Origin of the sequence: Pseudorhodoferax soli (genome assembly GCF_003337555.1) — a bacterium.
Lineage (GTDB): Bacteria > Pseudomonadota > Gammaproteobacteria > Burkholderiales > Burkholderiaceae_C > Pseudorhodoferax > Pseudorhodoferax soli.
Map to the genome: position 1 here is coordinate 444455 of NZ_QPJK01000006.1, position 22843 is coordinate 467297.

General features: G+C 63.6%; 22 protein-coding genes and 1 pseudogene. 13 read left to right on the top strand and 10 right to left on the bottom strand.

Features of this window, described 5'->3' with window-relative positions:
- Nucleotides 1-417: 417 nt before the first annotated feature.
- The 4 genes from DES41_RS39200 to DES41_RS22555 all read left to right on the top strand — a co-directional run bounded on the left by DES41_RS39200 (nt 418) and on the right by DES41_RS22555 (nt 4039).
- A complete protein-coding gene (locus DES41_RS39200; protein WP_245965837.1) occupies nt 418-486 on the top strand; it encodes a DUF4113 domain-containing protein in 69 nt (22 codons plus the stop codon).
- A gap of 21 nt (nt 487-507) precedes the next feature.
- On the top strand, nt 508-726 hold the full coding sequence (locus tag DES41_RS37930) for a hypothetical protein (protein WP_211333049.1): 219 nt from the start codon (nt 508-510) through the stop codon (nt 724-726).
- Between the two features lie 221 nt (nt 727-947).
- The gene (locus tag DES41_RS22550) at nt 948-1301 is read left to right on the top strand and encodes a hypothetical protein (protein ID WP_147282931.1); all 354 of its coding nucleotides are present in this window, start codon (nt 948-950) and stop codon (nt 1299-1301) included.
- A 236-nt stretch (nt 1302-1537) separates the two neighbouring features.
- Complete coding sequence (locus tag DES41_RS22555; protein ID WP_114469902.1) at nt 1538-4039, top strand: AI-2E family transporter; 2502 nt, start codon at nt 1538-1540, stop codon at nt 4037-4039.
- An 81-nt stretch (nt 4040-4120) separates the two neighbouring features.
- Here DES41_RS22555 and DES41_RS22560 read toward each other — a convergent pair whose 3' ends face one another.
- From DES41_RS22560 to DES41_RS22570, 3 genes are all read right to left on the bottom strand, one after another.
- Complete coding sequence (locus DES41_RS22560; protein WP_114469903.1) at nt 4121-4318, bottom strand: hypothetical protein; 198 nt, start codon at nt 4316-4318, stop codon at nt 4121-4123.
- Between the two features lie 204 nt (nt 4319-4522).
- Complete coding sequence (glgX, locus tag DES41_RS22565) at nt 4523-6646, bottom strand: glycogen debranching protein GlgX (RefSeq protein WP_114469904.1); 2124 nt, start codon at nt 6644-6646, stop codon at nt 4523-4525.
- 65 nt (nt 6647-6711) lie between these two features.
- The gene (locus tag DES41_RS22570) at nt 6712-7839 is read right to left on the bottom strand and encodes a zinc-binding metallopeptidase family protein (protein ID WP_114469905.1); all 1128 of its coding nucleotides are present in this window, start codon (nt 7837-7839) and stop codon (nt 6712-6714) included.
- A 342-nt stretch (nt 7840-8181) separates the two neighbouring features.
- Here DES41_RS22570 and DES41_RS22575 point away from each other — a divergent pair.
- Nucleotides 8182-8352 (top strand): annotated as a pseudogene (locus tag DES41_RS22575) (integrase); the annotation flags it as partial.
- Nucleotides 8353-8558: 206 nt separating this feature from the next.
- Here DES41_RS22575 and DES41_RS39205 read toward each other — a convergent pair.
- Nucleotides 8559-8822, bottom strand: a complete 264-nt coding sequence (locus DES41_RS39205) for a response regulator (protein ID WP_245965823.1) — start codon at nt 8820-8822, stop codon at nt 8559-8561.
- A gap of 329 nt (nt 8823-9151) precedes the next feature.
- Here DES41_RS39205 and DES41_RS22585 point away from each other — a divergent pair, with 329 nt between their 5' ends.
- From DES41_RS22585 to DES41_RS22595, 3 genes are all read left to right on the top strand, one after another.
- Nucleotides 9152-9703, top strand: coding sequence for a hypothetical protein (locus tag DES41_RS22585; RefSeq protein ID WP_245965824.1), 552 nt, complete (start codon nt 9152-9154; stop codon nt 9701-9703).
- A gap of 176 nt (nt 9704-9879) precedes the next feature.
- Nucleotides 9880-10104: a DUF3606 domain-containing protein gene (locus DES41_RS22590; protein ID WP_114469907.1), complete on the top strand. Its 225-nt coding sequence runs from the start codon at nt 9880-9882 to the stop codon at nt 10102-10104.
- Nucleotides 10105-10954: 850 nt separating this feature from the next.
- Nucleotides 10955-11266, top strand: coding sequence for a DUF4148 domain-containing protein (locus DES41_RS22595; protein WP_114469908.1), 312 nt, complete (start codon nt 10955-10957; stop codon nt 11264-11266).
- A 286-nt stretch (nt 11267-11552) separates the two neighbouring features.
- On the opposite strand, the gene DES41_RS22600 is transcribed toward DES41_RS22595, so the two are convergent.
- The 4 genes from DES41_RS22600 to xseA all read right to left on the bottom strand — a co-directional run bounded on the left by DES41_RS22600 (nt 11553) and on the right by xseA (nt 14706).
- The gene (locus DES41_RS22600) at nt 11553-11987 is read right to left on the bottom strand and encodes a hypothetical protein (protein ID WP_114469909.1); all 435 of its coding nucleotides are present in this window, start codon (nt 11985-11987) and stop codon (nt 11553-11555) included.
- Nucleotides 11984-12433, bottom strand: a complete 450-nt coding sequence (locus DES41_RS22605) for an H-NS histone family protein (RefSeq protein ID WP_114469910.1) — start codon at nt 12431-12433, stop codon at nt 11984-11986. The genes DES41_RS22600 and DES41_RS22605 overlap by 4 nt, the downstream gene beginning before the upstream one ends.
- A 210-nt stretch (nt 12434-12643) precedes the next feature.
- Nucleotides 12644-12970, bottom strand: coding sequence for an exodeoxyribonuclease VII small subunit (gene xseB / locus DES41_RS22610; protein ID WP_114469911.1), 327 nt, complete (start codon nt 12968-12970; stop codon nt 12644-12646).
- Entirely contained in the window at nt 12967-14706 is a 1740-nt protein-coding gene (gene xseA / locus DES41_RS22615) for an exodeoxyribonuclease VII large subunit (RefSeq protein ID WP_114469912.1), read from the bottom strand. The genes xseB and xseA overlap by 4 nt, the downstream gene beginning before the upstream one ends.
- Before the next feature lie 575 nt (nt 14707-15281).
- Here xseA and DES41_RS22625 point away from each other — a divergent pair.
- The 5 genes from DES41_RS22625 to leuD all read left to right on the top strand — a co-directional run bounded on the left by DES41_RS22625 (nt 15282) and on the right by leuD (nt 20821).
- Nucleotides 15282-15839, top strand: coding sequence for a sugar O-acetyltransferase (locus tag DES41_RS22625; protein ID WP_114469914.1), 558 nt, complete (start codon nt 15282-15284; stop codon nt 15837-15839).
- A gap of 1014 nt (nt 15840-16853) precedes the next feature.
- Nucleotides 16854-17822, top strand: a complete 969-nt coding sequence (locus tag DES41_RS22635) for a Bug family tripartite tricarboxylate transporter substrate binding protein (RefSeq protein ID WP_114469916.1) — start codon at nt 16854-16856, stop codon at nt 17820-17822.
- Nucleotides 17823-17868: 46 nt separating this feature from the next.
- Entirely contained in the window at nt 17869-18786 is a 918-nt protein-coding gene (locus DES41_RS22640; protein WP_114469917.1) for an isocitrate lyase/PEP mutase family protein, read from the top strand.
- A 14-nt stretch (nt 18787-18800) separates the two neighbouring features.
- The gene (gene leuC / locus DES41_RS22645) at nt 18801-20213 is read left to right on the top strand and encodes a 3-isopropylmalate dehydratase large subunit (protein ID WP_114470026.1); all 1413 of its coding nucleotides are present in this window, start codon (nt 18801-18803) and stop codon (nt 20211-20213) included.
- 2 nt (nt 20214-20215) lie between these two features.
- Nucleotides 20216-20821 carry a 3-isopropylmalate dehydratase small subunit gene (gene leuD, locus DES41_RS22650; protein ID WP_114469918.1) on the top strand — a complete coding sequence of 202 codons (606 nt, stop codon included), beginning with the start codon at nt 20216-20218 and terminating at the stop codon, nt 20819-20821.
- A gap of 16 nt (nt 20822-20837) precedes the next feature.
- Here the strand turns inward: leuD and DES41_RS22655 are convergent, their stop codons facing one another.
- Nucleotides 20838-21734, bottom strand: coding sequence for a GntR family transcriptional regulator (locus DES41_RS22655; protein WP_245965825.1), 897 nt, complete (start codon nt 21732-21734; stop codon nt 20838-20840).
- A gap of 251 nt (nt 21735-21985) precedes the next feature.
- Nucleotides 21986-22837 (bottom strand): tetratricopeptide repeat protein, encoded by an 852-nt coding sequence (locus DES41_RS22660; RefSeq protein ID WP_114469920.1) that lies wholly within the window; start codon nt 22835-22837, stop codon nt 21986-21988.
- Nucleotides 22838-22843: the final 6 nt, after the last annotated feature.

The window sequence follows — 22843 nt, forward strand, 5'->3', positions numbered from 1 at the left end:
ATGCTAAAAAGCTGAACTTCTGACAGAAGCGGTGAGCGCGCTGAGAGGCTGCTTGGTGGCGTCCAGCGAATTCACTCGCTACGAGTGAAGGACAGCAACCGCTGCACCGCCGACTCCAGCTCCCCAAGGCGACCGACTGCAACGGGCGCGAACCCGCCGATCGGAAGGACCCGCTATCGGCCAGGAGCTGCCGATCGCGAGAGGCAGCTTTCGGGTAGGCGACCGCTCATGGATTCCGAACTCAGCGACCTTGTCGCCCGAGGCGCGCGTGCAGACCGAGATGGACTTGGAAGACGATGGGGCGGACCCAGCCCGCGCGCGGCTCACCGTGGCCATGCACGCGCTGAACGGTAGGTGCGGCAAGGGCACGGTCCATCCCGCCAGTACCGGCATCAAGACGAGCGCCGCGAATGGGGCATGAAGCAGCAGCGTCCTACGCCGAACTACACGACCTCCTGGGAGGAAGTACCCGTTGCGCGCGCATGATGTTCAACGAGATACCAGTTCATGTTTTTTACGCCGGCTCATCACCCAGCGGAGGTGTTGCTGATCGTCACACCGGAGTTGCGGCGATGGGCCGACGCAGCCGTCACGATTTTTGGCGCCGCCAAGGCCTGTGTTCCGGCCGACTTGGTTCTGCTATGCGATGGTTGCGCCGTGTCGGCGTTTCGTTGGCTGTGGCTGGTTGACCAGGCGGTGAAGCTTAAATCGGCGTGCCCGTTCTGACGAGCCGATCGGCATTGCGTTAAGGCGGCGACGCATCTCCAGAAACTTCGCAGGGCAAGCGCTGCATCGGCTTCACTACTGGCACGCCCACACCCTCGCTGCCTCCGTGATGGCCGGTCTGCGTCCTACGAATTGAGCTGGCCCGTCGCGCAATGCTTGAGCGGTCGTACACGACATGCAATGCGCGCTCGTGCGCTATGCAAAACACCTTGGAGATCACAATGAAAAATGCATTGATTGCCGCAGGCCTCGTCCTTGTTCAAGCCACTACCGTGACGGCCTTTGCGCAAGGAGAAGTCGGCGGCGTGAAGAAGGCGCCGACACCCTCCACGATGACGAAGGAAGAGAAGAGCGAGGCGCGCGCCGAACGCAAGGCAGATGCGGCAGCTGCGAATGCGGATGGCCAGGCGACGAAGGGCGGCTTGGTTGGCGGCGTGAAGCCGGCGCCGAAGACTGGTGGCGGATCGACAGAGTCGCGGGCCGAAGTGAAGAGCGAAGCTGCGGCTGCCAACAAGGCCGGCAGCGCGCCGAGGGGTGGGCTGGTCGGGGATGTCAAGCCAGCACCGACAAAGTAACGCGGCGCCTCCAGGGCCTCACTTCACGGAGGCCGGAGCTGGGAAATGCAGCAAGGACATTTCCAGCTCGCTGTCACATCACTTGGCTGGAGCGGTAGGGCTCATCCCTCCGACGCCACCCGTCTTATCGGCCCTCTCGCCGTTTGCCTCGGTCGGAGGTGTAGGAGCGGCCTTGCGGTCCCGGTGCGCAGCCGACGATTTCACGCGAGCAGACCGGCTCGTCGGAAAGGAATGCAGTGAGCGACAAGCACCAGAATGCAGACGGCGGCGATCTCCACGGCAAATGCAGAGTGGGGCGGGCCAGCGAACCCCAGGCGCAGACGTTCGACACTGCCGACGATGCCGCGCAGGCCATCGTCACTTTGCTGCCAGAGCTCAAATTCGCAATCGGCTTGGTCACAGCTGCTTGCATCATCGCTGGACTCTATTTTGGGCGCGACGTTCTAATTCCGCTGGCACTGGCGATCTTTCTTGGGTTCGTGCTGGACCCGCTCGTCGTCAAGCTCAGACGGCTACGGATGCCCAGAACGCCGGCCGTCATCGTGGTGGCCATCGCGACCTTGGTCGTCATCGCCTCAAGCGCCACGTTCCTGGCGACACAGGTGGCCACGCTCAGTGCGCGGCTGCCCACATACCAAAGCAACATCGCAGACAAACTCAAAAGCCTGCGGCACAACGTGGACCGCCCTGGCATGTTCGAAGGGGCGATCAAGACGCTGGAGACGGTGCGCCGCGAGATCAACGTCGCCGTGGTCGAGCCGCGCCCAGCTGCGGCTGCTTCACAGGCGTCAGGCGACCAGCCCCCCAGGCGGGTCGTGATCGAAGAGACGCCGCAGTCGGTCATCGAGCAGGCAAGCGATTGGCTGCGGCTAGGCAGCGGTCCGTTGGCGACGACCGGCATCGTCATGATCTTTGTCGTGCTGATCTTGCTTGACCGGCTGGACCTTCGGGACCGCATGTTGCGGCTGTGGGGTGGCAGTCTGCAGCGTTCCACCGATGCGATGGACGATGCGGGTGCACGGATCAGCAAGTACCTGATCATGCAGCTCGTGGTGAACGCCAGCTTTGGGCTGCCTTTCGCCTTGGGCTTGTGGCTGATCGGCGTGCCGGGTGCGCTGCTTTGGGGTGTGGTGGCGGTGATCACCCGCTTCGTGCCGTACGTCGGGCCCATGCTGTCTTCGGTGTTTCCGCTTGTGCTGGCATTCGCCATCGACCCTGGCTGGGGCATGCTCCTGTGGACCGTTGGCCTGATCGCTGTGCTGCAGTTGATCAGCAGCTACGTCATCGCGCCGTGGCTCTATGGGGCCAGCACAGGCCTGTCGGCAATTTCGCTCATGACCTCCGCCATCTTCTGGACGGCCATGTGGGGCCCGGTGGGCTTGGTCATGTCGACGCCGCTGACGGTCTGCTTGCTGGTGATCGGGCGCTACCTTCCGCGCCTGCAGTTCCTGGACGTCCTGCTTGGAAGCCAGCCCGCGCTGGATACGCCAACGCGCATCTATCAACGCCTGCTGGCTGGTGATGTCGAGGAGGCAACAGAGCTCGCACATGAACTGACAGCGGGTGGCAGAGTGACGGCGTTCTACGACCAGGTGGGGCTGCCGGTCTTGCGCATGGCAAGCCATGACCATGCGATCGCGTCGACGGCGCACCACCGCCACCGGGTCGTGATTGGCATGGACGCGTTGATAGACGATGTTGCTGAGCAGAATCCAAGCGCCAACCAACCCGGCCAACTCATGGGCATCTGTCTGGGCGCAAAGTGGGAAGTGGATTCGCTGGCTGCGCGGATGCTCGCCCACGTGCTGTCGCTTGAAGGGATTCCTGCCGAGCATCGCACCGCGACCACGGTCAACGCCGACTACGTCAGTCGGCTCGACATCAAAGGTGCCAAGGTCATCCTGCTGTCATTTTTCAGTGGCGATCCTCGATTCGCCGCGCGTCAGTTTTGCCGCCGGCTTCGCAGGCGTTGGCCTGATTCACAGATCATTCTGGGACTTTGGAACGCGCCACCCGAACTGCTAGGAGAGGACGCCTGCAAGGAACTTGGCGCCGATGCGGTCGTCACCTCAGTCAACGAAGCGGTGGTCCGGATCGTGGCGCTGACGGGCGCCCGCCTGACTGGAGGCTATGAGCCTGCAGAGGTCCTGCCCGATGACGGCTCCCGGGTGCAGGCGTTGCGGACGAGCGGTGCGCTCGACCCTCGGGCGATTCCCTTGTTCGACGCCGCGTCCAAGCGTGCGGCCGACATCTTTGACGTGCCGCTCGCGATGGTGTCCTTGATCGACCACGATCGCCAGATCATCGGCTCCGCGCGAGGCTCCCTTACAGCCGTGGGCCCGAGCGGCAGCGCCGAAATGTCCTCCGACGACCTCAACATGCCGCGATCGCTATCGATGTGCGGTCACGTGGTGGCCACCTCGCAGACGATGGTGGTGCCGGACGTGGCCCGCGACCTGCGGTTCGCCGGCAACCCGGCGCTCGCAGCCAAGGGAGTGCGCTTCTACGCCGGTGCCCCGTTGCGCAGCGCCAGCGGACATCTGCTGGGCTCGCTGTGCCTTTTGGACTTGCAGCCCAGGATGATGACCGATCGGGAAGTCAAGCTCTTGGAGGCGATGGCCAATGACCTGATTGAAACCCTGCACCAACAAAGTTTGGACTGGAAAGGAGGCATTCCGACTGAGGACGGTGCACAGCCGGCGTCGGCCATCGTCGGGCAACCCCTCTCAGTGAGTTGACGCGCAGGTATGGCATCTATGCCTTGGCCAAAAGTCGACGCGGCTTCGGGCAGGATGGCGACGCCCAACGAGCAGCCCGCACTACTTTGCGCGGATCTTCCAGCGCACCAGCTGCAGGACGAACGTCGTGACGACCGCGCCAAGCCCGACTGACAATGTGACGGCCTTGACCGGCTCTCGCGCGATCAGACTGCGGCATTGGGCATCTGCATCGTCAACTGCGCTCCGAACCCGTTCCAGCAACACGGCCGCTTCGTCGGCAACGTGTGCAGCGGACATGCGGGAATGCACCGCCAAGAAATCAGGGGGAAGCTCGGGCGCATGGGTTGGTCAGAGTAGAGCGCCATCTTCATTTTTCTTCAGGGGTGGAGGACGGCGCCGAGCCGCCAAGCGCTCGGCGGGGGGGCGGCTCGCGTGGCGAAGTTTCAGGTATCACCTCGGCCAGGCGCACTTGGTGACTCCATACGTCAACGGGACGGTCGTTTATTCCGCATCGCGTGAACTGACGAACACAAGCACCGAGCGACCAGTTGCCGTGTAGCTCGACGAGTCGACGGTCGCTCTGTCTTGTTGCTCCAGCGCCGTGTCGATGTGGCGTACCCACACGCCACCATCGGGGCAGGCCGGCAGCTTGAACTCGACCCCTTCGTGCCAGCCGTTCATGGCGACGAACACGCTCGCGTCGTTTGCGCGCTTCTGGATCGACGAGGAGGGCGCCTGGCCGCTGATCAGCCACGCCACGCTGCGGGTGTGCGGCGCATCCCACTCCTCTGCCTGCATTTCCTCCCCGGCCGCGTTGAACCACACGATGTCCTTGCCCTGCGCGACCTCGCTCCAGTCGCCGGTCAGGAAGCGCGTCCGGTGCAGCACTGGCAGCGCCCGGCGCAGTGCGAGCAGCGACGTGGCGAAGGCCTGCAGCGACTGGCCCCGCGTGTCGATGCCTTCCCAGTCCACCCACGAAATCTCGCTGTCTTGGCAGTACGCGTTGTTGTTGCCCTGCTGCGTGCGGCCGAATTCATCGCCGGCCAGCAGCATCGGCGTGCCTTGCGATAGCAGCAGTGTGGCCAGGAGGTTGCGCTGCTGGCGCGCACGCAGGGCGAGGACATCGGCTTCCTCGGTCGGCCCCTCGGCGCCGCAGTTCCACGAGCGGTTGTCGGAGTGGCCGTCCTTGTTGTCTTCGCCGTTGGCCTCGTTGTGCTTGTCGTTGTAGCTGACCAGGTCGGCCAGCGTGAAGCCGTCGTGCGCGGTGATGAAGTTGACGCTGGCCCAGGGGCGGCGGCCGCGGCGGTTGAACTTGTCGCCGCTGGCGGTCAGGCACTGGGCCATGGCCGCCGCGCTGGCGTCGCCCTTCCAGAACGCGCGAACGGTGTCGCGGAAGCGGTCGTTCCACTCGGCCCAACCGGGCGGAAAGCCACCAACCTGGTAGCCACCGGGCCCGCAGTCCCAGGGTTCGGCGATCAGCTTGACGGACGACAGCACCGGGTCCTGCCGGCACGAATCCAGGAAGCCGCCGCCTTCGTCGAAGCCATGGTCCTCACGCGCCAGGATGGTGGCCAGGTCGAAGCGGAAACCGTCGACATGCATCTCGGTGACCCAGTAGCGCAGGCTGTCGGTCACCATCTGCAGCACCCGCGGGTGGCTCAGGTTCAGCGTGTTGCCGGTGCCGGTGTCGTTGATGTAGTAGCGCCGGCCCGGGCCGTCGGCCGGCATGAGCCGGTAGTAGCTGGCGTTGTCGATGCCCTTGAACGACAGCGTCGGTCCCAGCTCGTTGCCCTCGGGCGTGTGGTTGTAGACCACATCCATGATCACTTCCAGGCCAGCCTCGTGGTAGCGGTCCACCATGCGCTTGAACTCGTCGACGTCGGCGGAGGCCAGATAGCGCGGGTCCAGCGCAAAGAAGCCCAGCGTGTCATAGCCCCAGAAGTTGGTCAGCCCCTTGTCGGTCAGGAAGGGCTGGTTCAGGAACATCTGGATCGGCAGCAGTTCCACGCTCGTCACGCCGAGCTGGCGGATGTGCTCGACCACCGCGTCGTGCGCCAGGCCGGCGAAGGTGCCGCGCTCCGCTTCGGGCACAGCCGGGTGGCGTTGGGTGAAGCCGCGCACGTGGGTCTCGTAGAACACAGTCTCGCCCCAGGGTACGCGGTTGGCGGCACGGGGCTTCCAGACGAAGTGCGAATCCACCACTACGCACTTGGGCACGAAGGGGGCGCTGTCGCGCTCGTCGAAGCTCAGGTCGCCGTCTTCGTGGCCCACGGTGTAGCCGAAGATCTCCGGCCCCCAGCGCAGCTCGCCCACATGGGCGCGCGCGTACGGGTCCATCAGCAGCTTGTTGGGGTTGAAGCGGTGGCCGTTTTGCGGCTCGTAGGGGCCGTGCACACGGTAGCCGTACCGGGTGCCGGGCTGCAGGCCTGGCACGTAGCCGTGCCAGACCTCGTCGGTGTACTCCGGCAGGGTGTGGCGGGCAATCTCGTTCTGGCCGCTCTCGTCAAAGAGGCAGACCTCCACCTTGGTGGCATGGGCCGAAAACAGCGCGAAGTTCACGCCCTCGCCGGTGAAAGTCGCACCGCGGGGAAACGGTTGACCTTCGAGAATGGAATGTTCGGGCATGGCAATGCGGAAAGTTGATGGCAAGAGAAAGATAACCAGGGCCTCGCAGCGCAGGGCTGGCGGACTCAGGCCGCCATGGGCTCTGGAACCTGCTCGGCGGGCTGGCCCTGCGACACGGGCAGGAAGTTCATCGGCGCTTCGCCACGCCGCGCGGCCTGGACCACGCGGTGGATGAAGTCGAGCTTGGCCACCACCGGCTCGACAACCACGAACGGGTAGCTGTCATGGGCACCGAGGCTGCGGTCCATCGCATTGATGAACTGCGACACCGGCAGCCACTGTTCGACCACAGTCGATGCGATGCCTGCAGCGTCCAGGTCTAGCCCCTGTGCGGCCAGCGCCGGCGCGTTGGGGACGGCGTGCTGCAGCTGCAGGCCCCAGGCCGCCGCGGTTTCCAGGCCGTCGACCATGTGCAGGTAGTGCGCCCAGGTCTCGGCCCAGTCTTCCCACGCGTGCGAGCTGGCGTAGACGCTGATGTACTGCTGAGGCCAGTCGCCGGGCGGGTTGGCATAGTGGCGTTGCAGCGACCGAGCGTAGTCGACGGTTTCGTCGCCGAACAGCGCGCGGCATTCGTCGATCCAGCGCGTGCCGCGGATCAGGCGGTCCCAGTAGTAGTGGCCGATCTCGTGACGGAAATGGCCGAGCAGCGTGCGGTAGGGCTCGTGCATGGACAGGCGGATCTGCTCGCGGCGCGCATCGTCGGCCTCGGCGATGTTCAGGGTGATCACGCCTTCGTCGTGCCCCGTGAGCACGTGCATCTCGTTGCTGGTTTCTTCCAGGAATTCGAAGGACAGCCCGTTCGCCGGATCTTCGATCTTGTTCGGCACCGGCAGGCCCAACTCCAGCAACGTGAAGAACAGGCGGCGCTTGGCCTGCTCCAGTTGCGCCCAGTACAGCCGGTTCTCGGGCTTGCTCAATGCAGGAATGGTGTGCGTGGTGCGGCACGACACGCAATGCTGGTGATGGCTGTCGATTGGGACCAGCCAATTGCACACCCCTTCTGCGGTGTTGATGCAGGGGCGGTAGGCCGGGCCATCGAGGCCGGCACGGTTCCAGATGCCCTCAGGCGAGACTTGGAAGGCCAGCATGGCACGCTCCTCGGTCGAGTAGCCCAGGGTGCACCTGCACGCCTCGCAGCTGGTGTTCTCGAAGAAGACGCGGTTACCGCATTGGGGGCAGCTGAAGAGTTTCATGGTGGCAAGACGGGCGGGATGAAAGACGGTTGTCGGGCCGCGCGTGTGTTGCGCCGCACGGCCCTAGTCAACAGGGCAATGTGTCTCCACCAGCGGTCGCGCGATGTCAGCGCTGTCCGAACGCGTCGTAGGCGCCATGCTGGACGATGCCAGTTCAGCTCACCTCGCAAGCTCGCGATTCAGCAATCCTGCGCCGCAGGACAAGCGCTGCGCCAGCCCTCGATGGCGCACTGTGTTTGGCATGTCATCCGCTTGCTTCGGTCTGGCGATGCCCTGTCATAGTGAGGCAGCGAAGCGTTTTTTGACCTCTTTTCAGTTCACCACCTGCCGCCAAGCGGCAGATACGGGACGCACTACATGCGACGGACGAAGGTGACCCTGATCTACCGACGGACCAGTAACCTGCGCGCGGTGCAACTGCTGCTCGGGCACTCCAAGCTGGAATCGACCGTGCGATACCTCGGCATGGAGATAGATGGCGCACGTGAGATCTCCGAGCAGACAGTGATCTGAGCAGCCGTAGCGGTCGGCTCTGCAATTGCGCCGAGCCGGCTGCTGCCCGACGACGGCTATGTGCGGTCTGGCTGCACCAACGCTATCGGCCTGAAGCAGGCAGCCACTTGCCATGCAGCGAACGACCTTGGCCTCTCAGAGCAGTCGGTTGAACCCCGACCGTCGAAGCAGACGCAAACGCAATGGAGCCCATGGCCACGGCGCCCTTAACCTGGCACCGAACGTATCAGCGCCTGTACCCGCTCGCAGAACATGCCCAGGTCGAACGGCTTCGTCAGCACCTGCATCTCGGCGGAAAGTTGTCCATGTTCGACAACGACTCGCTCGGCGTAGCCTGTCACCACCAGGGTCTTCAGGTTGGGGCGCGACTCCCGCGCGCGATCGGCGACCTGCCTGCCGTTCAGCCCCCCGGGCAGGCCGACATCGGTGATCAGCAGGACGACTGATTCGTCTGCTTGAAATATGGCCAACGCGCTTGGACCGTCCGCCCGCCTGCAGCACGCGATAGCCGACTTCTTCCAGCACTTCCACCATGAGGCTGCGGATCGCAGCCTCGTCGTCCACTACAAGGATGGTCTCGCCCGCACCAATGGGGTTTGTGCCCGACACGAAAGCGGTCCCGCTTTGTTGTGGGCCGGTCAGGCAGGTTGCAACCTGAGACCACGAGTACGAGTCTCGCCTCGGCGCCACTTGCGTTGCCCGCTTTCGAAAGATCGTAGGGCACGAAACCAGGGGCACTGGCGAGAACAGCCCCAAGCTTGGGTTCGGCGCAAGGGGCGCCATCTCGGGGGAACACGCTTTGCGCATCCTGCAGCAAACAACGCTGGCCTATTGCCGCTATGCGCGACGTCCTACCGACGTCGGCAGAGCCAGAAGCGACAGTCCGGATGCCGATAAGGACCTCACCGGTCAATCGGCATCCCAAACGCAATCGCTTCAAGGACGCACTATGAAAAAACATCTCCTCTGGGTCGCATTGGCTGGCAGCCTTTTCGCCACGACCGGCGCCAATGCGATGACGAAGGACGAGTACAACGTTGCCAAGGAAAAAATCTCCGCCGACTACAAGGTTGCGAAGGCCAAGTGCGACACGCTGAAGGACAACGCAAAGGACGTCTGCGAGAAGGAAGCCAAGGGCACGGAAAACGTGGCCAAGGCGCAGCTGGAGCAGAACTACAAGCCTTCGGACAGCCATGCCAAGAAGGTTGCAGAGGCCAAGGCCGAGATGGCCTATGAAGTCGCCAAGGAAAAGTGCGACGACATGAACGGCAACGCGAAGGACGCGTGTGAACAACAGGCAAAGGCGCAGCATGAAGCGGCGAAGGTCGAGCTCAAGCGCATGAAGGGCTGAGCGGAATCGGGGCCGATTTCCTCCCTTCATCGGCGGTCGGCCACTCGACCACTCCGAACTGGCCTTCATCGTAGTGCGTTGGCGTCGACCCCGTCGCACTGCACACAGACCAGCGGCGGTGCCAACAACCCAGCCAAGTAACCGAGCGGCTACAGGCCGTAGTAAGGAACAACACCATGGGTAGCAAAGACAGAAGCCTTGAACCGAGCACTCCCGGCCCGGAGCGCATCGAAGTTGGCTCAGACGAGGCGCTTCGTGGCTGGGCCACGCGCCTTGACGTCAGCCCGGAACAGATCCGCGAAGCTGTCGAAAAGGTGGGCGACCTTGCAAGCGACGTCGAGCTGCATCTCAAAGGCAGCCGTAGCACCACCAACGACGATCGGGTTGAAGCACAAGAGTAGTGCAGCGGCTCCGCCGCAGCAAGAAGACGGGCCGCACCCGCCATGCCGCCTGAGGACTATTTCGGTCGCGGTCTGAGTTTTCGGGCAAAGCTCTTCTTGCTTCCTCGCTCATACGCTGCCAAGCATCCGGCGGTGGATGCCTGGCGTTGTCCAACCCGACGACGGCTCTCCACATGCGTTAGTCCAGCCGTCGCTCGTTTTGGGTTCAACGTCGTCGTAGGAGCCGCCTGGCTACTTGTTGCACGCTCTGGCGCCGTCCGCGAATGCAGGGCCGTAGTGGTCGTAACTGGCAACGCTCGCGCTGGGGCGAGAGCCGTCGTTGCTCCGCTAACAGCTGTTTTCTCCGGTGAGGTCAGTGGTCTTCGCCACGACTTTGCCCGTCAGGGCGCTTCATACAGCCCCTGCGACGGCGCCTGTTGCAGCCCCCACGGACCGGTAGGACCACCGATCGGCGCGCATGCTGCGCCAGCACCTAATACCCCGCGGGCAACAACGCCAACTGCCGCACCCGCGCCAACGTCTTTCTTGTCTCTTTCGTCTATCCAATTTTCCTGCTGACTGGTGAGGAAGAGAGCCGCGGGGGGGAGGGCGAGAAGTTCGGTGCCGCGCGCCGGTGCGCCGGGCACTCGTGGTCGAAGTGTTTTGCGATGTGCGCGTTCGGTGGCGCCGCACCTTTGTTGCGACGTTGGAAACGGTCCATTCCCCCGAGCCCGGTTTTTCTTTAAGGCTGCAGCTTCGACAATTGAGCCATCGATGAGACGCACTGAAACAACTCATCGAGACGCGGCGGACATGGGGTCCGGCCCCGCCGATCGAGCAAGTCACATCTGTCAACGCAAAGGAATTCATCATGAACAAGTTCGTCGCTTCCGCCCTGATCGCAGCTGCCGGTTTCGCTGCTGCCCCCAGCTTCGCCGCTGATTTCGTTGGTGGTGAAGTCGGCTATGTGCCAGAGGTCTCCACCAGCGTCAGCGGTCTGACCCGCGAAGCCGTTCGCGCTGAAGTGGTGCAAGCGGAACGCAATGGCACCATGCCTGAGCTGGGCGAAGGTGCTGACGTGGGCGCTGTCGCTACCGCCAAGAGTACGCTGAGCCGCGATGCCGTGCGCGCCCAAGCCGTCTACGCCGTGCGCCAAGGCCAATTGGTGGGCGGCGAAGTCTGAACAATCAGCGCACCCACGACGAGCCGCCTTCGGGCGGTTTTGTCGTTCTGGTGCGGCAACCGCCGTGCTCAAGGGGCCATGCCCATTGCCTCGACCGCGAAACTTAACGCGATGCAATGGCCATGCGCGAAGCGGCCCCTCCGATCAACGGGTTGCAAGTCCGTCCAGATGAGCTGGCCGGACGGAATCGGAGCGTTGGCCGCCTTCATCTGGAAAGTAGTGGGGCAACGGCCTCGTCGCTAACCGCAACAGGACCGTCCAAGCTCCGCAGTTCGGCCTTCGCTTCTCAACGAGACGACCTCAAGGCAGCAAGCGAAGCGAACAGCAATGAGAGCTCCGCGCCATAGCGCCACCACGGCCGCGCCATCGACTCGACGGCCCGGCCAAATCTCACACCGTCATGAAGCCAAGGCAGGAGAACGAGCGTGCAGAGCAAGGCGGCCACGACGAAGAGCAGCCAGTGAAGAAGCACCGGTCGACCAAGCCGGAACGCGGCAACGGCCCCCACAAAGGCCGGGAGGCCAAGCCCAAGGCTGCCAACGACGAGAAGGTCCCACAGCATGCGTCCGATGTGAGAGGCGCCGTTGCCGTCGAACCAAGCCACATACATCGATGGCGGCGCAATGGTCTTGGTAGCCTGCAGCGTCACCAGCGCCACGCAGGCCACGCCGAACCCCGTTGCAACGGGCCAGAACCCGTCCCTCATCACCGCGGTACTCATGTGGTGCGCGAAGAGGCCCGACGGGCCGCTTCCTCGAACGCGCGCAGCGGGTCGCCGGGCACATCGGCAGCGGAGGGCTCCTTCACCAGGAACTCCTCCAACTGCCTCCCAGCGCTCAGAGCCTCGCGGAGCCATCGAGGGTGGGGACCGCGTCCTTTCCAATAGTCGCCGGTTGCCGGGTTCCGGTACTTGACCGCAACGTGGAACGGCGAGCCGGAACTGCGAAGGGGCAGTTCCACTTTCGGCGGCCGCAGGACTGGAATGGGCGGCAGGGCCTTGCGGTGAGCAGCCTCCACATCGCGCAGGACCGTTGCGGGGCTCAGTTGGAACTCCACGGCCATGTCTGCAATCTGCTTTCGCGCGGCGTCGCGCTCTTTCAACCAGGTCGCATACAGAAGATGGTCCAAAGCGGCCAGTTCGGTCTTCAATTCACGCAGTGTGGGCATCAGGGAATGGCTCAGTATCCGGGTATTTTCTTTCGGAGCGGCCGCCCCGCCTTGCAATGCGCTGCTTGGCGCTGTCACCGGCGCATTGGGAGGTGCGCCTCAAAAGGCTAGTGGCGCGCAACGGCCTGCTTGCCGCCTGAGGTCGGTTGCCAAGGCGCAAGTCCGAAGAGGCCGAAGAGGCCGCTAGATTTTCGTTCAGTAGCCGAACCATCAGAACGGCACGTCGTCGTCTTCAGCATCCTCCGCGGCCGGTGGTGCCGGCCGTGCGCGCGCAGCGGTGCCCGTGTTGCCCGTCGCCGCATCGGCTCTTGGGCCTGAGGGGGCAGGCGTTGAAGGACTTTCGCCCACGTCCGCCAACGCTTCCTTGAGCGCCGCCTCGACGGCATCGATGCGCTGTCTGCAGACCTTGTAGGCAGCCACCGATTGGGTCACCACGCTCAGCAGGTCGTCGATGTTCGGCTCGTCTGAATTGCGAAGGTCCTGCGCATGGCGCTGCAGAACTTCATACGCTTCGCGGAATGTTTGCGGTTGCGTCATTTGCTTTCGTCCTTGGATTCTTTGTCTGGCTCAAGCCGAACCGATTGAACGGTGGCGTGCACCACCCCGTCCGAGAATGAAATTTCAACAGGGTCGACGAGGCCTGTCGCGCGCCGCGCAGATGTGACCGTTGCTCCATCGGGACCTCGCACCATGGCGAAGCCTCGCTTCAGGGTCTTCGACGGGCCCTGGCCAGCAATCTCGCGGAACAAGCCTTGCGCGGCATCCGACGCAGACGAAACCGCAGAATGGGCATCCCCCGCGATCGACTGCATCTGCCGGTTCGCCGCTGCTGCGGCATGCTTCAGGTTGGTGGCGGCACCGCTCAGCACGGTCGGGAGTGCCGCAGCGCATGCTTGACTGGCTGCCTTGACGCTCGTCTGCGCGTGGCGCAGGACACCGTCCAGTGCAGTCGGGACTGCTTGCTGCGCCAGGGCCAGCGCGGTCATTGCTCCATGGCGAATGTCGGCTGTCCACTCACGCGCCTGCCTGTCGGCCAGGTGCAGAGCTTCTCGCGCCGCTTCGCCGATGTTCCCCATGAGTTGAGCGTTCTGTGCACGCGCCTGCTGGAGTGCCGAAGCGGCGGAGGATTGCACCTCCAGCTCGAGCTTCTCCGTTTGAGCACGGGCTCGGTCTGAAGTCCGCTGGGCCTGCTTGACGACAAGTTCGAAGCTGGCCTGCGCGGCGCGAGCGCGAGAAACGATGTGCTGCTCCATGCCTGCAACGACTTTGCTTGGCGTGTCGAACCGACGGTGCGCGACCTCGTCGAGCACCGTGTTGTCACGTTCATGCCCAATGCCGGTAAGCACTGGTACGGAACATTCGCAAATCGCGCGAGCCAAGTCGTAGTCGTTCAGCCAAGCCAGGTCGTTGACCGCGCCCCCGCCCCGGATGATGATGACCGCATCGAGTGCTGTGCCTTGCGCAAGCCCTGTGAGCAGAGTTGTGCGGATCTCCGCCGCCGCGCCTTCACCTTGGAACCTGCTGTGCATGTAATCGAAACGGCAGACGCCAAAGCGCTCAAGCCGCGCCGCTTCCGCCGCGAAATCCCCGTGCCCGGCGGCTGCCTCTGGTGACACCACCAACGCACGGCGGAAATCCCATGGGGGTGCCAGCCTCTTGTTCATCTCGAACAGGCCCTCGCGCTTCAACCGCTGGCGGATTTCCCTTTTCTTGGCCTCCAGGTCGCCCAGCGTATACGTTGGGTCGATGCCGTCAATCTCCAACGAGAAGCCGAACTGTGCCTTGAAAACGGGTCGTGCCCGGACCAGCAATTTGATGCCTGCTGAAAGGATCGCGCCCGTCGCCTGCTCGAACTCGGGAACGATGCGCTCTGCGGTACGCGACCAGATGGCGGCCTGCGCTTTGGCCACGACGCTACCGTCTGCCGTGCGCTCCGACAGTTCCAGGTACACGTGCCCGCCTCTGGCGGACACGCGCAGAACCTCCGCGGTTGTCCACACGCCCTCGCCGTATGCAGCCGCGACAGTGCGTGCAACGCCGTTCAGGAGTTGGGACAGCAAGATGCCGCGGTGCGCTGGAGCAGCATCGGTAGCCGGAAGGAATGAGCTTGTGGTGGCAACCGCGACGGCCTGCGCAGGCAACCAGGCCGCGAACTGCGCAAGCTCCAGGCCGTCAGGCACGTACCAGCGGCGCTCGGTTCCGTCCCACCGGGCGCCCAGCGCTTTGGCGGCGTCCTTCTCCCGAAAGGCGACAGTGAGGAACGTCCGAGACATGGCCGCGCAGTCTAGCCGGCGCTCCCGGAACCAAGGCGTGGCCGCACTGGCTTGCCTGCCAGCTTAAGAGCCGCCATACGGCTCAACGAGCTTTCCATCCACAAACACTTGCGCTCCGATGACCTCGATGAGCATCGAAACCCACTGGCTCTCCCAAACATACCGCTGCACGCCCTCGGCTGCGAGTGGCAAGTCCTGCTGAGCGCTTGGCACCGCCCGTCGAAGGTTTTCCGGGAGCAGGGGCGCATTCATGTTGGAACTTCGGTGGCGTGCTCGTTGTTGTCGCAACTTCCTGAGCTTAGAAGCCGCCCGTAGAACCGTGCGCGGAGCTGAGAAGAGAAAAAGGTCGACTCTTGGGAGACCTGTGCGGTTCAGCACTGTGGCTGCTATTGCGATACTGTACAAACAATCAGTCCCAGACGCAAGACCGGCATGATCGCGGTGCGGTGCCGTTGACCATGGTGCAGCTGTCGAGGCGCACTGCCATCTTGGTCTTCGGCAGGGCCTCCGCACGGGTTCTGAGGCCTCGGCAGCCTTGCTTGCGCGCAGTCACGCGCGTGGTGCATGCTTGCCATATGCAAAAGACGCAAAAGCAAAGGATGCTTGCCGGCGAGTTGTACGACGCGGGCGACCCGGAGATTCAAGCCGACCTCGCCGCTGCACGCGAATGGATGGTCCGCTACAACGGGTCGCTTGGCGGAACGTCAGCGCAACGTCGTGCGCTGCTGCGCGAGCGCTTCGCGGGCGTCGGTGACGGGGCCGGCGTACGACCGCCGTTCCACTGCGACTACGGGTTCAACATCTCCCTTGGCGCCGGAGTTTTCTTGAACTTCAACTGCGTCATCCTGGATGTTGTCCAGGTCAGCATTGGCGACAGGACCCAGATTGGGCCTGGAGTTCAGATCTTGACCGCCGACCATCCGCGCGATGCGACATCTCGCGAGGCTGGACTGGAATTCGGACGCCCGATCCACATCGGCCGAAATGTCTGGATTGGGGGCGGAGCGCTCATCCTGCCGGGCGTGACGATTGGTGACGAAGCCGTGGTGGGGGCAGGAAGCGTGGTCACGCGCGATGTGGCCGCTGGACAGACCGTGGTTGGCAATCCAGCAAGGCCGCGGTCCTCGCGGTAGGCGCGACCGATGGCCGCCAGTTGGCGGAAGGGCCCCTGTTGCTATGGGAATCTCTCCGGCTCGCGAGTGGCGAGCCATGTCACGCTGAAACCCATGGAAGCCTCCGGCTGCTCGTGCGGTCTTCTCCGAATCTGTCGAGTCGGCGATGTGGAAGCGGAGCACGTCCATGTGGATGCGCTAGACCATCCGTGCGTTGCTGACGTTTTTGGCGCCAGCCCCGCATCCAGGCCGTCTCTCTCCACACCCGCCGCTCCTGCAGAGTCCCATGGCAGCACGTGACCAGCGCGCTCAAGCTCTTCCAGGTGCTTGGCAGGCTCGCGCCGGCAGAGCGCAGCCAGGCCTAGGGTCAGCGTCCACAGTGCGAACGACGAGGCTGGCGGCGCGGGTGATGGGATCTTCGATTGTCGGTAGCACAGGTTCGCCCGAGAAGGGGGGCAGGCGGCGAAGTCGGCGGTTCAGCGGAGCTTCTTGCGCGCGACCGGGCGAGCCCGCGGCAGTGGGAAAGCACGACGCAGTCTCCAGCTGTGCTTCCATGGCACTGCGACACCTCCTGTGGCTGTCTACGCGCCGCTTTGTAAATCGCGTGTGACGCCGCTTGAGGCCCGAACATGTGCTGGCGGCTACGCAAGATGTGCAGCCGCGGCATCACAGGGCTTCACGGCTTGGCGTTCCGTGGTGCTCGGCGCGCTGCGTCCTGCAATCCGGAGTGGGTCGGACGCCGTCAGATCACGTATGTCAGACATGGAAGTCGTTCACCTGAGCGTCCGAGAGACTGCACTGGCGATGCTGTTGCATGGGTTGCTGCAGAACACCGTCGCGATGTCTGCGGACCTGCAATTCAGAGCGCAGAGCCTGGAATTCCGGCGACTGTCTTCTGCGCCCTCAAGGCGCATGGCCCCGGTTTTCAGCGCCCGCTAGGTGGAACCCCTAGGTGGGTGACTGTCGCATGGTCCGTATATTACTATACGGACATGCATAACAGACAGCATCCGAACGACATGGAGACAACCATCGATGACCTGGACAACCGCGCGCAAGCTACTTCAGCCCCTCGTCGCCATCGCCATGGCCTTGTGTTTGCCGAACGCAAAGGCGGAGGCTTGGAAGCCCACGAAGCCCGTGACCTTGATAGTTCCCTATGCCGCGGGCGGGGGCGTTGACGCCACGGCGCGCTTCCTCGCCTCGGAGCTGCAGAAGCAGTGGGGGCAGACCGTCGTCGTCGACAACCAAGGGGGCGCGGACGGGCTTATTGGCTCGCGCAAGGCCATCCAGGCCAAGCCCGACGGCCAGACATTGCTGGTGCAGATTCCGTCGCTCGTGCTGAACGCCTATGCCCCGGGGTTCAAGGGTACCGACCCGGTCAAGGAGCTCGTCCCAGTCTCGGCATTCGCCAAGCTTTACGGCGTGGTCGCGGTTCCTGCGCAGATGCCGGGCACCACGATGGCAGAGGTCGTGAACCATTGCAAAACTTCCACCAGGCCGTGCTCATTCGGGACGACCGAGAACAGCGCCCGACTGCGCGCACAGCAGATGGTCGATGTGCTGCCGTCCCTCGTGGTCGTGAACTACAAGGGTGGTGGTCAACTCATCACCGACCTGGTCGCCAACCGCGTGGACATGGCCATCATGGGTTACACGGCCGCCATCCCGCACATTCGGTCCGGCGCCATCAAGGTGGTGATGTCGGTGGGCAAGCAGCGCTCACCTCTCCTGCCCGACGTTCAGACGCCTGTGGAAGCTGGCTTCCCCGACTTCGAGTCTGAAACCTGGTACGGCCTCTTCGCTCCGGTGGGCACACCGCAGACCGTCGTTGACAGCATCGCCGCGGCCGTGAAGCAGGCCGCCAAGGAGCCCGCACTCCAAAAGTCGTTCGCGAACCTCGGTGGCATCGCCGTGGGCAACACGCCTGCTGAGTTCACGGGAATGGTCCAGGCCGCCGCGGAGAACTGGGGCGCGCTCGCGCGCCGCTTCCCGTTCGAGTAGCCGTCCAGCTCTGCACTGTCCATCCAATTCACCGAAACCCACTGACATGACCAACGCCTCCAAATTGCGCCTTCAACTCAACAGCGGCAAGATGGTTGTCGCCCCTGGTGCCATCGACGGCATCACCGCGCGCGAAATCGAGCGCGCAGGATTCGCCGCGGCCTACATGACGGGTGCCGGTACCTCGATGACGCTGGGCTACCCCGATTACGGCCTGGCCACCATGACGGAGATGGTTGCCAATGCCAGCCGCATCGCCAACTCGATTTCCATCCCCCTCATCAGCGATGCCGACACCGGCTACGGCAACGAGCTGAACGTGTTCAGGACGGTGCAAGAGTTCGAACGGGCGGGGGTGGCTGGCATCCACATCGAGGACCAGGTGTTTCCCAAGCGCTGTGGCCATTTGGACAGCAAGGAGGTCACCAGCATCGAGGACTACATCGCCAAGATTCGGGCGGCCGCACACGCGCGCCGCAGCAGGGACTTCGTCATCATTGCGCGCACCGACTCGCGCGCGGTCCTGGGTTTCGACGAGGCCGTGAAGCGCGGCCGGCTTGCCCTGGCCAATGGCGCGGATGTTGTCTTCCTTGAGGCGCCGCAGTCGGTCGAAGAGGTCGCCTCCATCCCGAAGCTGGTCGGAGGCCCATGCCTGCTCAACATGGTCCAGGGCGGCAAGACGCCGAACATCCCGCTCGCCGATGCCGAGTCCATGGGCTTCGCCATTTCCATCCTGCCCGGGCTTTTGCTCAAGGGCATCATCGCCACGTGCGAACAGTTGCTCGCTGACGTCAGGAAGGTAGGGCGGCTGCCTGCGTTCACGGTCGGTTCGTCGCCGGCGAGTACCTTCGCCAGGTTCGACTCAGCGACCTGGGACGAGCGGCGCACAGCGTTCCGCGACCCGCTCGGCGACCCTGGTACGCCCGGCACGCCGGTTGTGCGAAACGCTTTGGCGACCAAATGAGCGGGGAGGGTGCCATGGTGCAGCCGCGCACGCTGTTCGAGAAGATTTGGCGAAGGCATGTCGTCATCGACCGCGGGGATGGCCACTACCTGCTGTACATCGACCGGCACCTCATGCACGACGGCTCGTTTGCCGCGTTCCAGAAGCTGCGGGAGAGGGGCTTGCAAGTTCGACGTCCTGACCTCGCACTGGCAACGCCGGACCACTACAACTCGACCTCAGCCCGACAAGTCGCTGCCGTGAAGGACCCACAGCACCGGACACTGCTGGAGGGGCTGAGGCGCAACGCAGCGGAATCCAAGGTGCGCCTGTTCTTTCTGGATGACGACCGCCAGGGAATCGCCCATGTCGTCAGCCCGGAGCAGGGGTTGACACAGCCCGGTGTCACTTTGGTTTGCGGCGATTCCCATACGGCCACACATGGCGCGGTGGGTGCTTTGGCATTCGGCATCGGCTCGTCCGAGGTGGCACATGTGATGGCCACCCAGTGCCTGTGGCAGCGCAAGCCCAAGACGATGCGCGTCAACGTGCATGGGGTGTTGAGGGCCGGCGTATCGGCGAAGGACGTGGTGCTCGCCATCATCGAGCGCATCGGTGCTGCAGCCGGGGTCGGACACGTCATCGAGTACGCCGGCGCAGTGCTGCGCAGCATGTCCATCGAAGGGCGCCTGACCGTCTGCAACATGTCCATCGAGGCTGGGGCGCGTGCCGGCATGGTGGCGCCTGACGACACGACCTATCGGTATCTGCACGGCAGGCCACTGGCACCGGGCGGCAAAAAGTGGGACGAGGCGCTGGCCTACTGGCGCACGCTGCCGACCGACGAGCAAGCAGTGTTCGACAAAGAGGTCAGCATCGATGGCGCCACCATCGCGCCGATGCTGACCTGGGGGACCAGTCCGGAGGACGCCGCAGCTGTCGATGGCCGCGTTCCGGACCCTGCAAGCGTGACCGATGCCGTACGACGGGAAGCGATGGGCCATGCCCTCGAGTACATGGGCCTCACCCCAGGCACACCGCTGGAAGGCATGACCGTCGACCGCGTGTTCATCGGGTCGTGCACCAACAGCCGCATCGAGGACCTTCGGGTAGCCGCGGACGTGGTACGGGGCCAGCGCGCCCAGGTGCCCAGCTGGGTCGTGCCGGGCTCCGGTCTCGTGAAGCGGCAGGCGGAAGCCGAAGGGCTGGACAAGGTCTTCAAGGATGCGGGGTTCGAATGGCGCGAGCCGGGGTGCTCCATGTGCGTCGGCATGAACGGTGACCTCGGCGCCCCTGGGCAGCGCCTCGCGTCGACTTCCAACCGCAACTTCGTCGGTCGGCAAGGTCGCGGCGTTCGCACGCACCTGATGGGGCCGGCCATGGCCGCTGCCGCTGCGGTGACAGGCCGCATCACCGACGTACGGAAACTTTCGCTTTGGAGCGCTTGAAGATGGAGCCCTTTGTCAAGTTGAACGCGGTTGCTGTCCCTTTGGACCAGCCCAACGTGGACACCGACCAAATCATTCCCGCTCGATTTCTTGGCCGGCCAAGAAGCGAGCAGGTGAAGGGCATGTTCCATGACGTGCGGCACGATGCGAGCGGCGCATTGCGCTCTGACTACGTGCTGAACGCGAAGGCCTACGCCGGTGCCCAAATCCTGGTGGCTGACGAGAACTTCGGCTGTGGTTCCTCCCGCGAGAACGCGGTGACGGTGATGATCGACAACGGCTTCAGGGCGTTCATCGCGCCAAGCTTTGGCGACATCTTCTTCAACAACTGCTTTCAGAACGGCGTCCTGCCCATCAGGTTGCCGACGCCTCGGGTCGAGTCCCTGCGGCGGCAATTGGTTGAGCAGCCGGGTGCCATGGTCACGGTCGATTTGCAAAGTCAGACGGTCACAGGCCCAGACGGGCAGGTCGATGGGTTTGAAGTCGACGGCTTTCGGCGTGACTGCCTGTTGAAGGGCGTTGACGAGATTTCCTTGACACTATCCCATGAAGACGAGATTGGCGCATACGAACGACAGCACTCCAACGAACTGTCATGGATTGGATAGTGGATGCCCAAGTAAATCAAGTGTGAACAATGCGGCCAGCTACGCCGCGCTGCGCCTCCAAGGGAGGGACATTCAAAAGGACGCGACTACGCTCTGGATTCATGTAGACCGTCAGCAGTTCGACTGGGTGATTATCTTTGTCGTACATCAGCCTGGTCATTCTCAGCAAAGGAACGCCAATCCCGGTGCCCAAATGTTCTGCATGAGAAGGGCTTGCGGCCACAGCAGTGATTTCTTCGATAACCCGAGAGAACTCCACGCCCTTGGACATTAATATTTCATAGAGCGGCTTTTGGTGCAGCAGCTTTGCTGTGACCTCTTTTGCCAAGGGGAGCGGAACCCATGCCTCTGTGACCATCATCGGCTGGTTGTTGACATGGCGAAGGCGGGCGGCGAAGAAGGCCTCAGCACCGCTTGAGAACTGCATTTGGAGCGCGACATGGGCTGGTGGTACGGCGATGCGCACTTCCAGGACCTTCACCTTGGTTTCCTGGCCTTGTCGCTTCAGCGCCTCAAGAAAGTTCGCAGCCTCGAACTGTGATTTCGGAAGCTGCTGGCTTACAAATGTCCCGCGACCTTGGAATCGCTCAACCAAGCCTTCGCTTTTGAGGTCTCCAAGAGCTCTGCGAACGGTAATGGAGGAGACGCCAAACAGCTTGCAAAGCTCCTCCTCGGTCGGCAGAAGGGCGCCTGCCTCATACACGCCGCGCATAATCTGCTCACGCAGCACCAGGAAGAGTTGGCGATGCAGCGCAGTTCCAGTTGCCTTGCTGAGTCGAATTGATGGGGCAGCAGTCATTGAATTCTGATTCTTTGCCGATTTGCGTTCCGGGGTGAAGCGAATTCTAGTCGGATTGGTATCCGTTTTATCGCCTATTGAAGTCAAGCGGCTGGCAGAAACTGCGTTCGGCAATTGGATAGACCTTTTGCTGAAAATGAGTTGGAAGGACCGCCGTCAGGCTGGCTGCTTGACGCCGCAAGAACGAGTTCGAATCGGACGCTTGATGGATGCAGTTGTGCGGAACGAGGGCTAGCCGCGCTCTGCATCCGCTCGTCGGTGCTGCGCAGAGTCGCTCGAGGGCGGTTGTGCTCGCCCGAGACCCGAGTCGGGGCGTGGAAGATGGACAGCTGAAAGCTTCGGCCTTTGCCGCCGGGAAAGCTGGCCTACGGTGGGGCGTTCTCCGCCTCGCGAAATAGGCGGCGATACGCATTCAGGTGCCGCAAAGCGCCACGTTCGTCACCGAGTCGTCTGCGGAGCATTCCAGCGTTGAAATGGGCGTCTGCGAACACCGGGTCCAGCCTGAGCGCCTCGTCGTAGGCGCGCAGGGCCTGTTCAGGCATGTCGAGGTCCTCCAGGACCACGCCAAAGTTGAACTGCAGGAGGGGGTGCTGAACGCCGTTGCGTTGGGCACCTTCGAACACCTGCCGCGCTTCTTCACAGTTTTTCTCCTCGCACAGCATTGCGCCAAGGTTGATGGCTGCATGCGTGTGCGTCGGGTCGCGCGCGAGAGCGTCGCGGTATGCGTCGGCCGCCGCGGCGCGGTCGACGTCCTCCAAAAGTTCGCCCCTTCGGAACGCCAGTTCCGCCTCCGAAGGGCCCTCCATGCCGACAGGTTGCACCCGCGGGACGGTGGTTTCGAGAACGACCAGCCCGTCCTCTTCGTCGGGAACCAATTGGAAGTCCAGCACGAGCTGGTCGCTCACGACATCGCGGGGGCCCTGGTCGTCCCAGACGACCACGTTGCGCCCATCTGCCGTGATGCGCAGGCCCGTCAGCGGCAGCAAGGACGGCAGCTCTGCGCGTAGCTTGCCCAGCGCGCGAAGGATGGTCCGCGGTGGCACCTGTGCGCTGCGCAGCCCATGTGCGGTGCGCAGCAGCACCAGGTCACGGAACGAAAACTGGAATGCGTTGCGCGGGCCTCTGGTCGGGCAGACGAAGCCTTCGGCCATGAGACCTGTGACGATGCGGCGAGACAGGCGCAGCTTTTGCTCCACCTTGCGCAGGGACCAGTTCAACTCCGG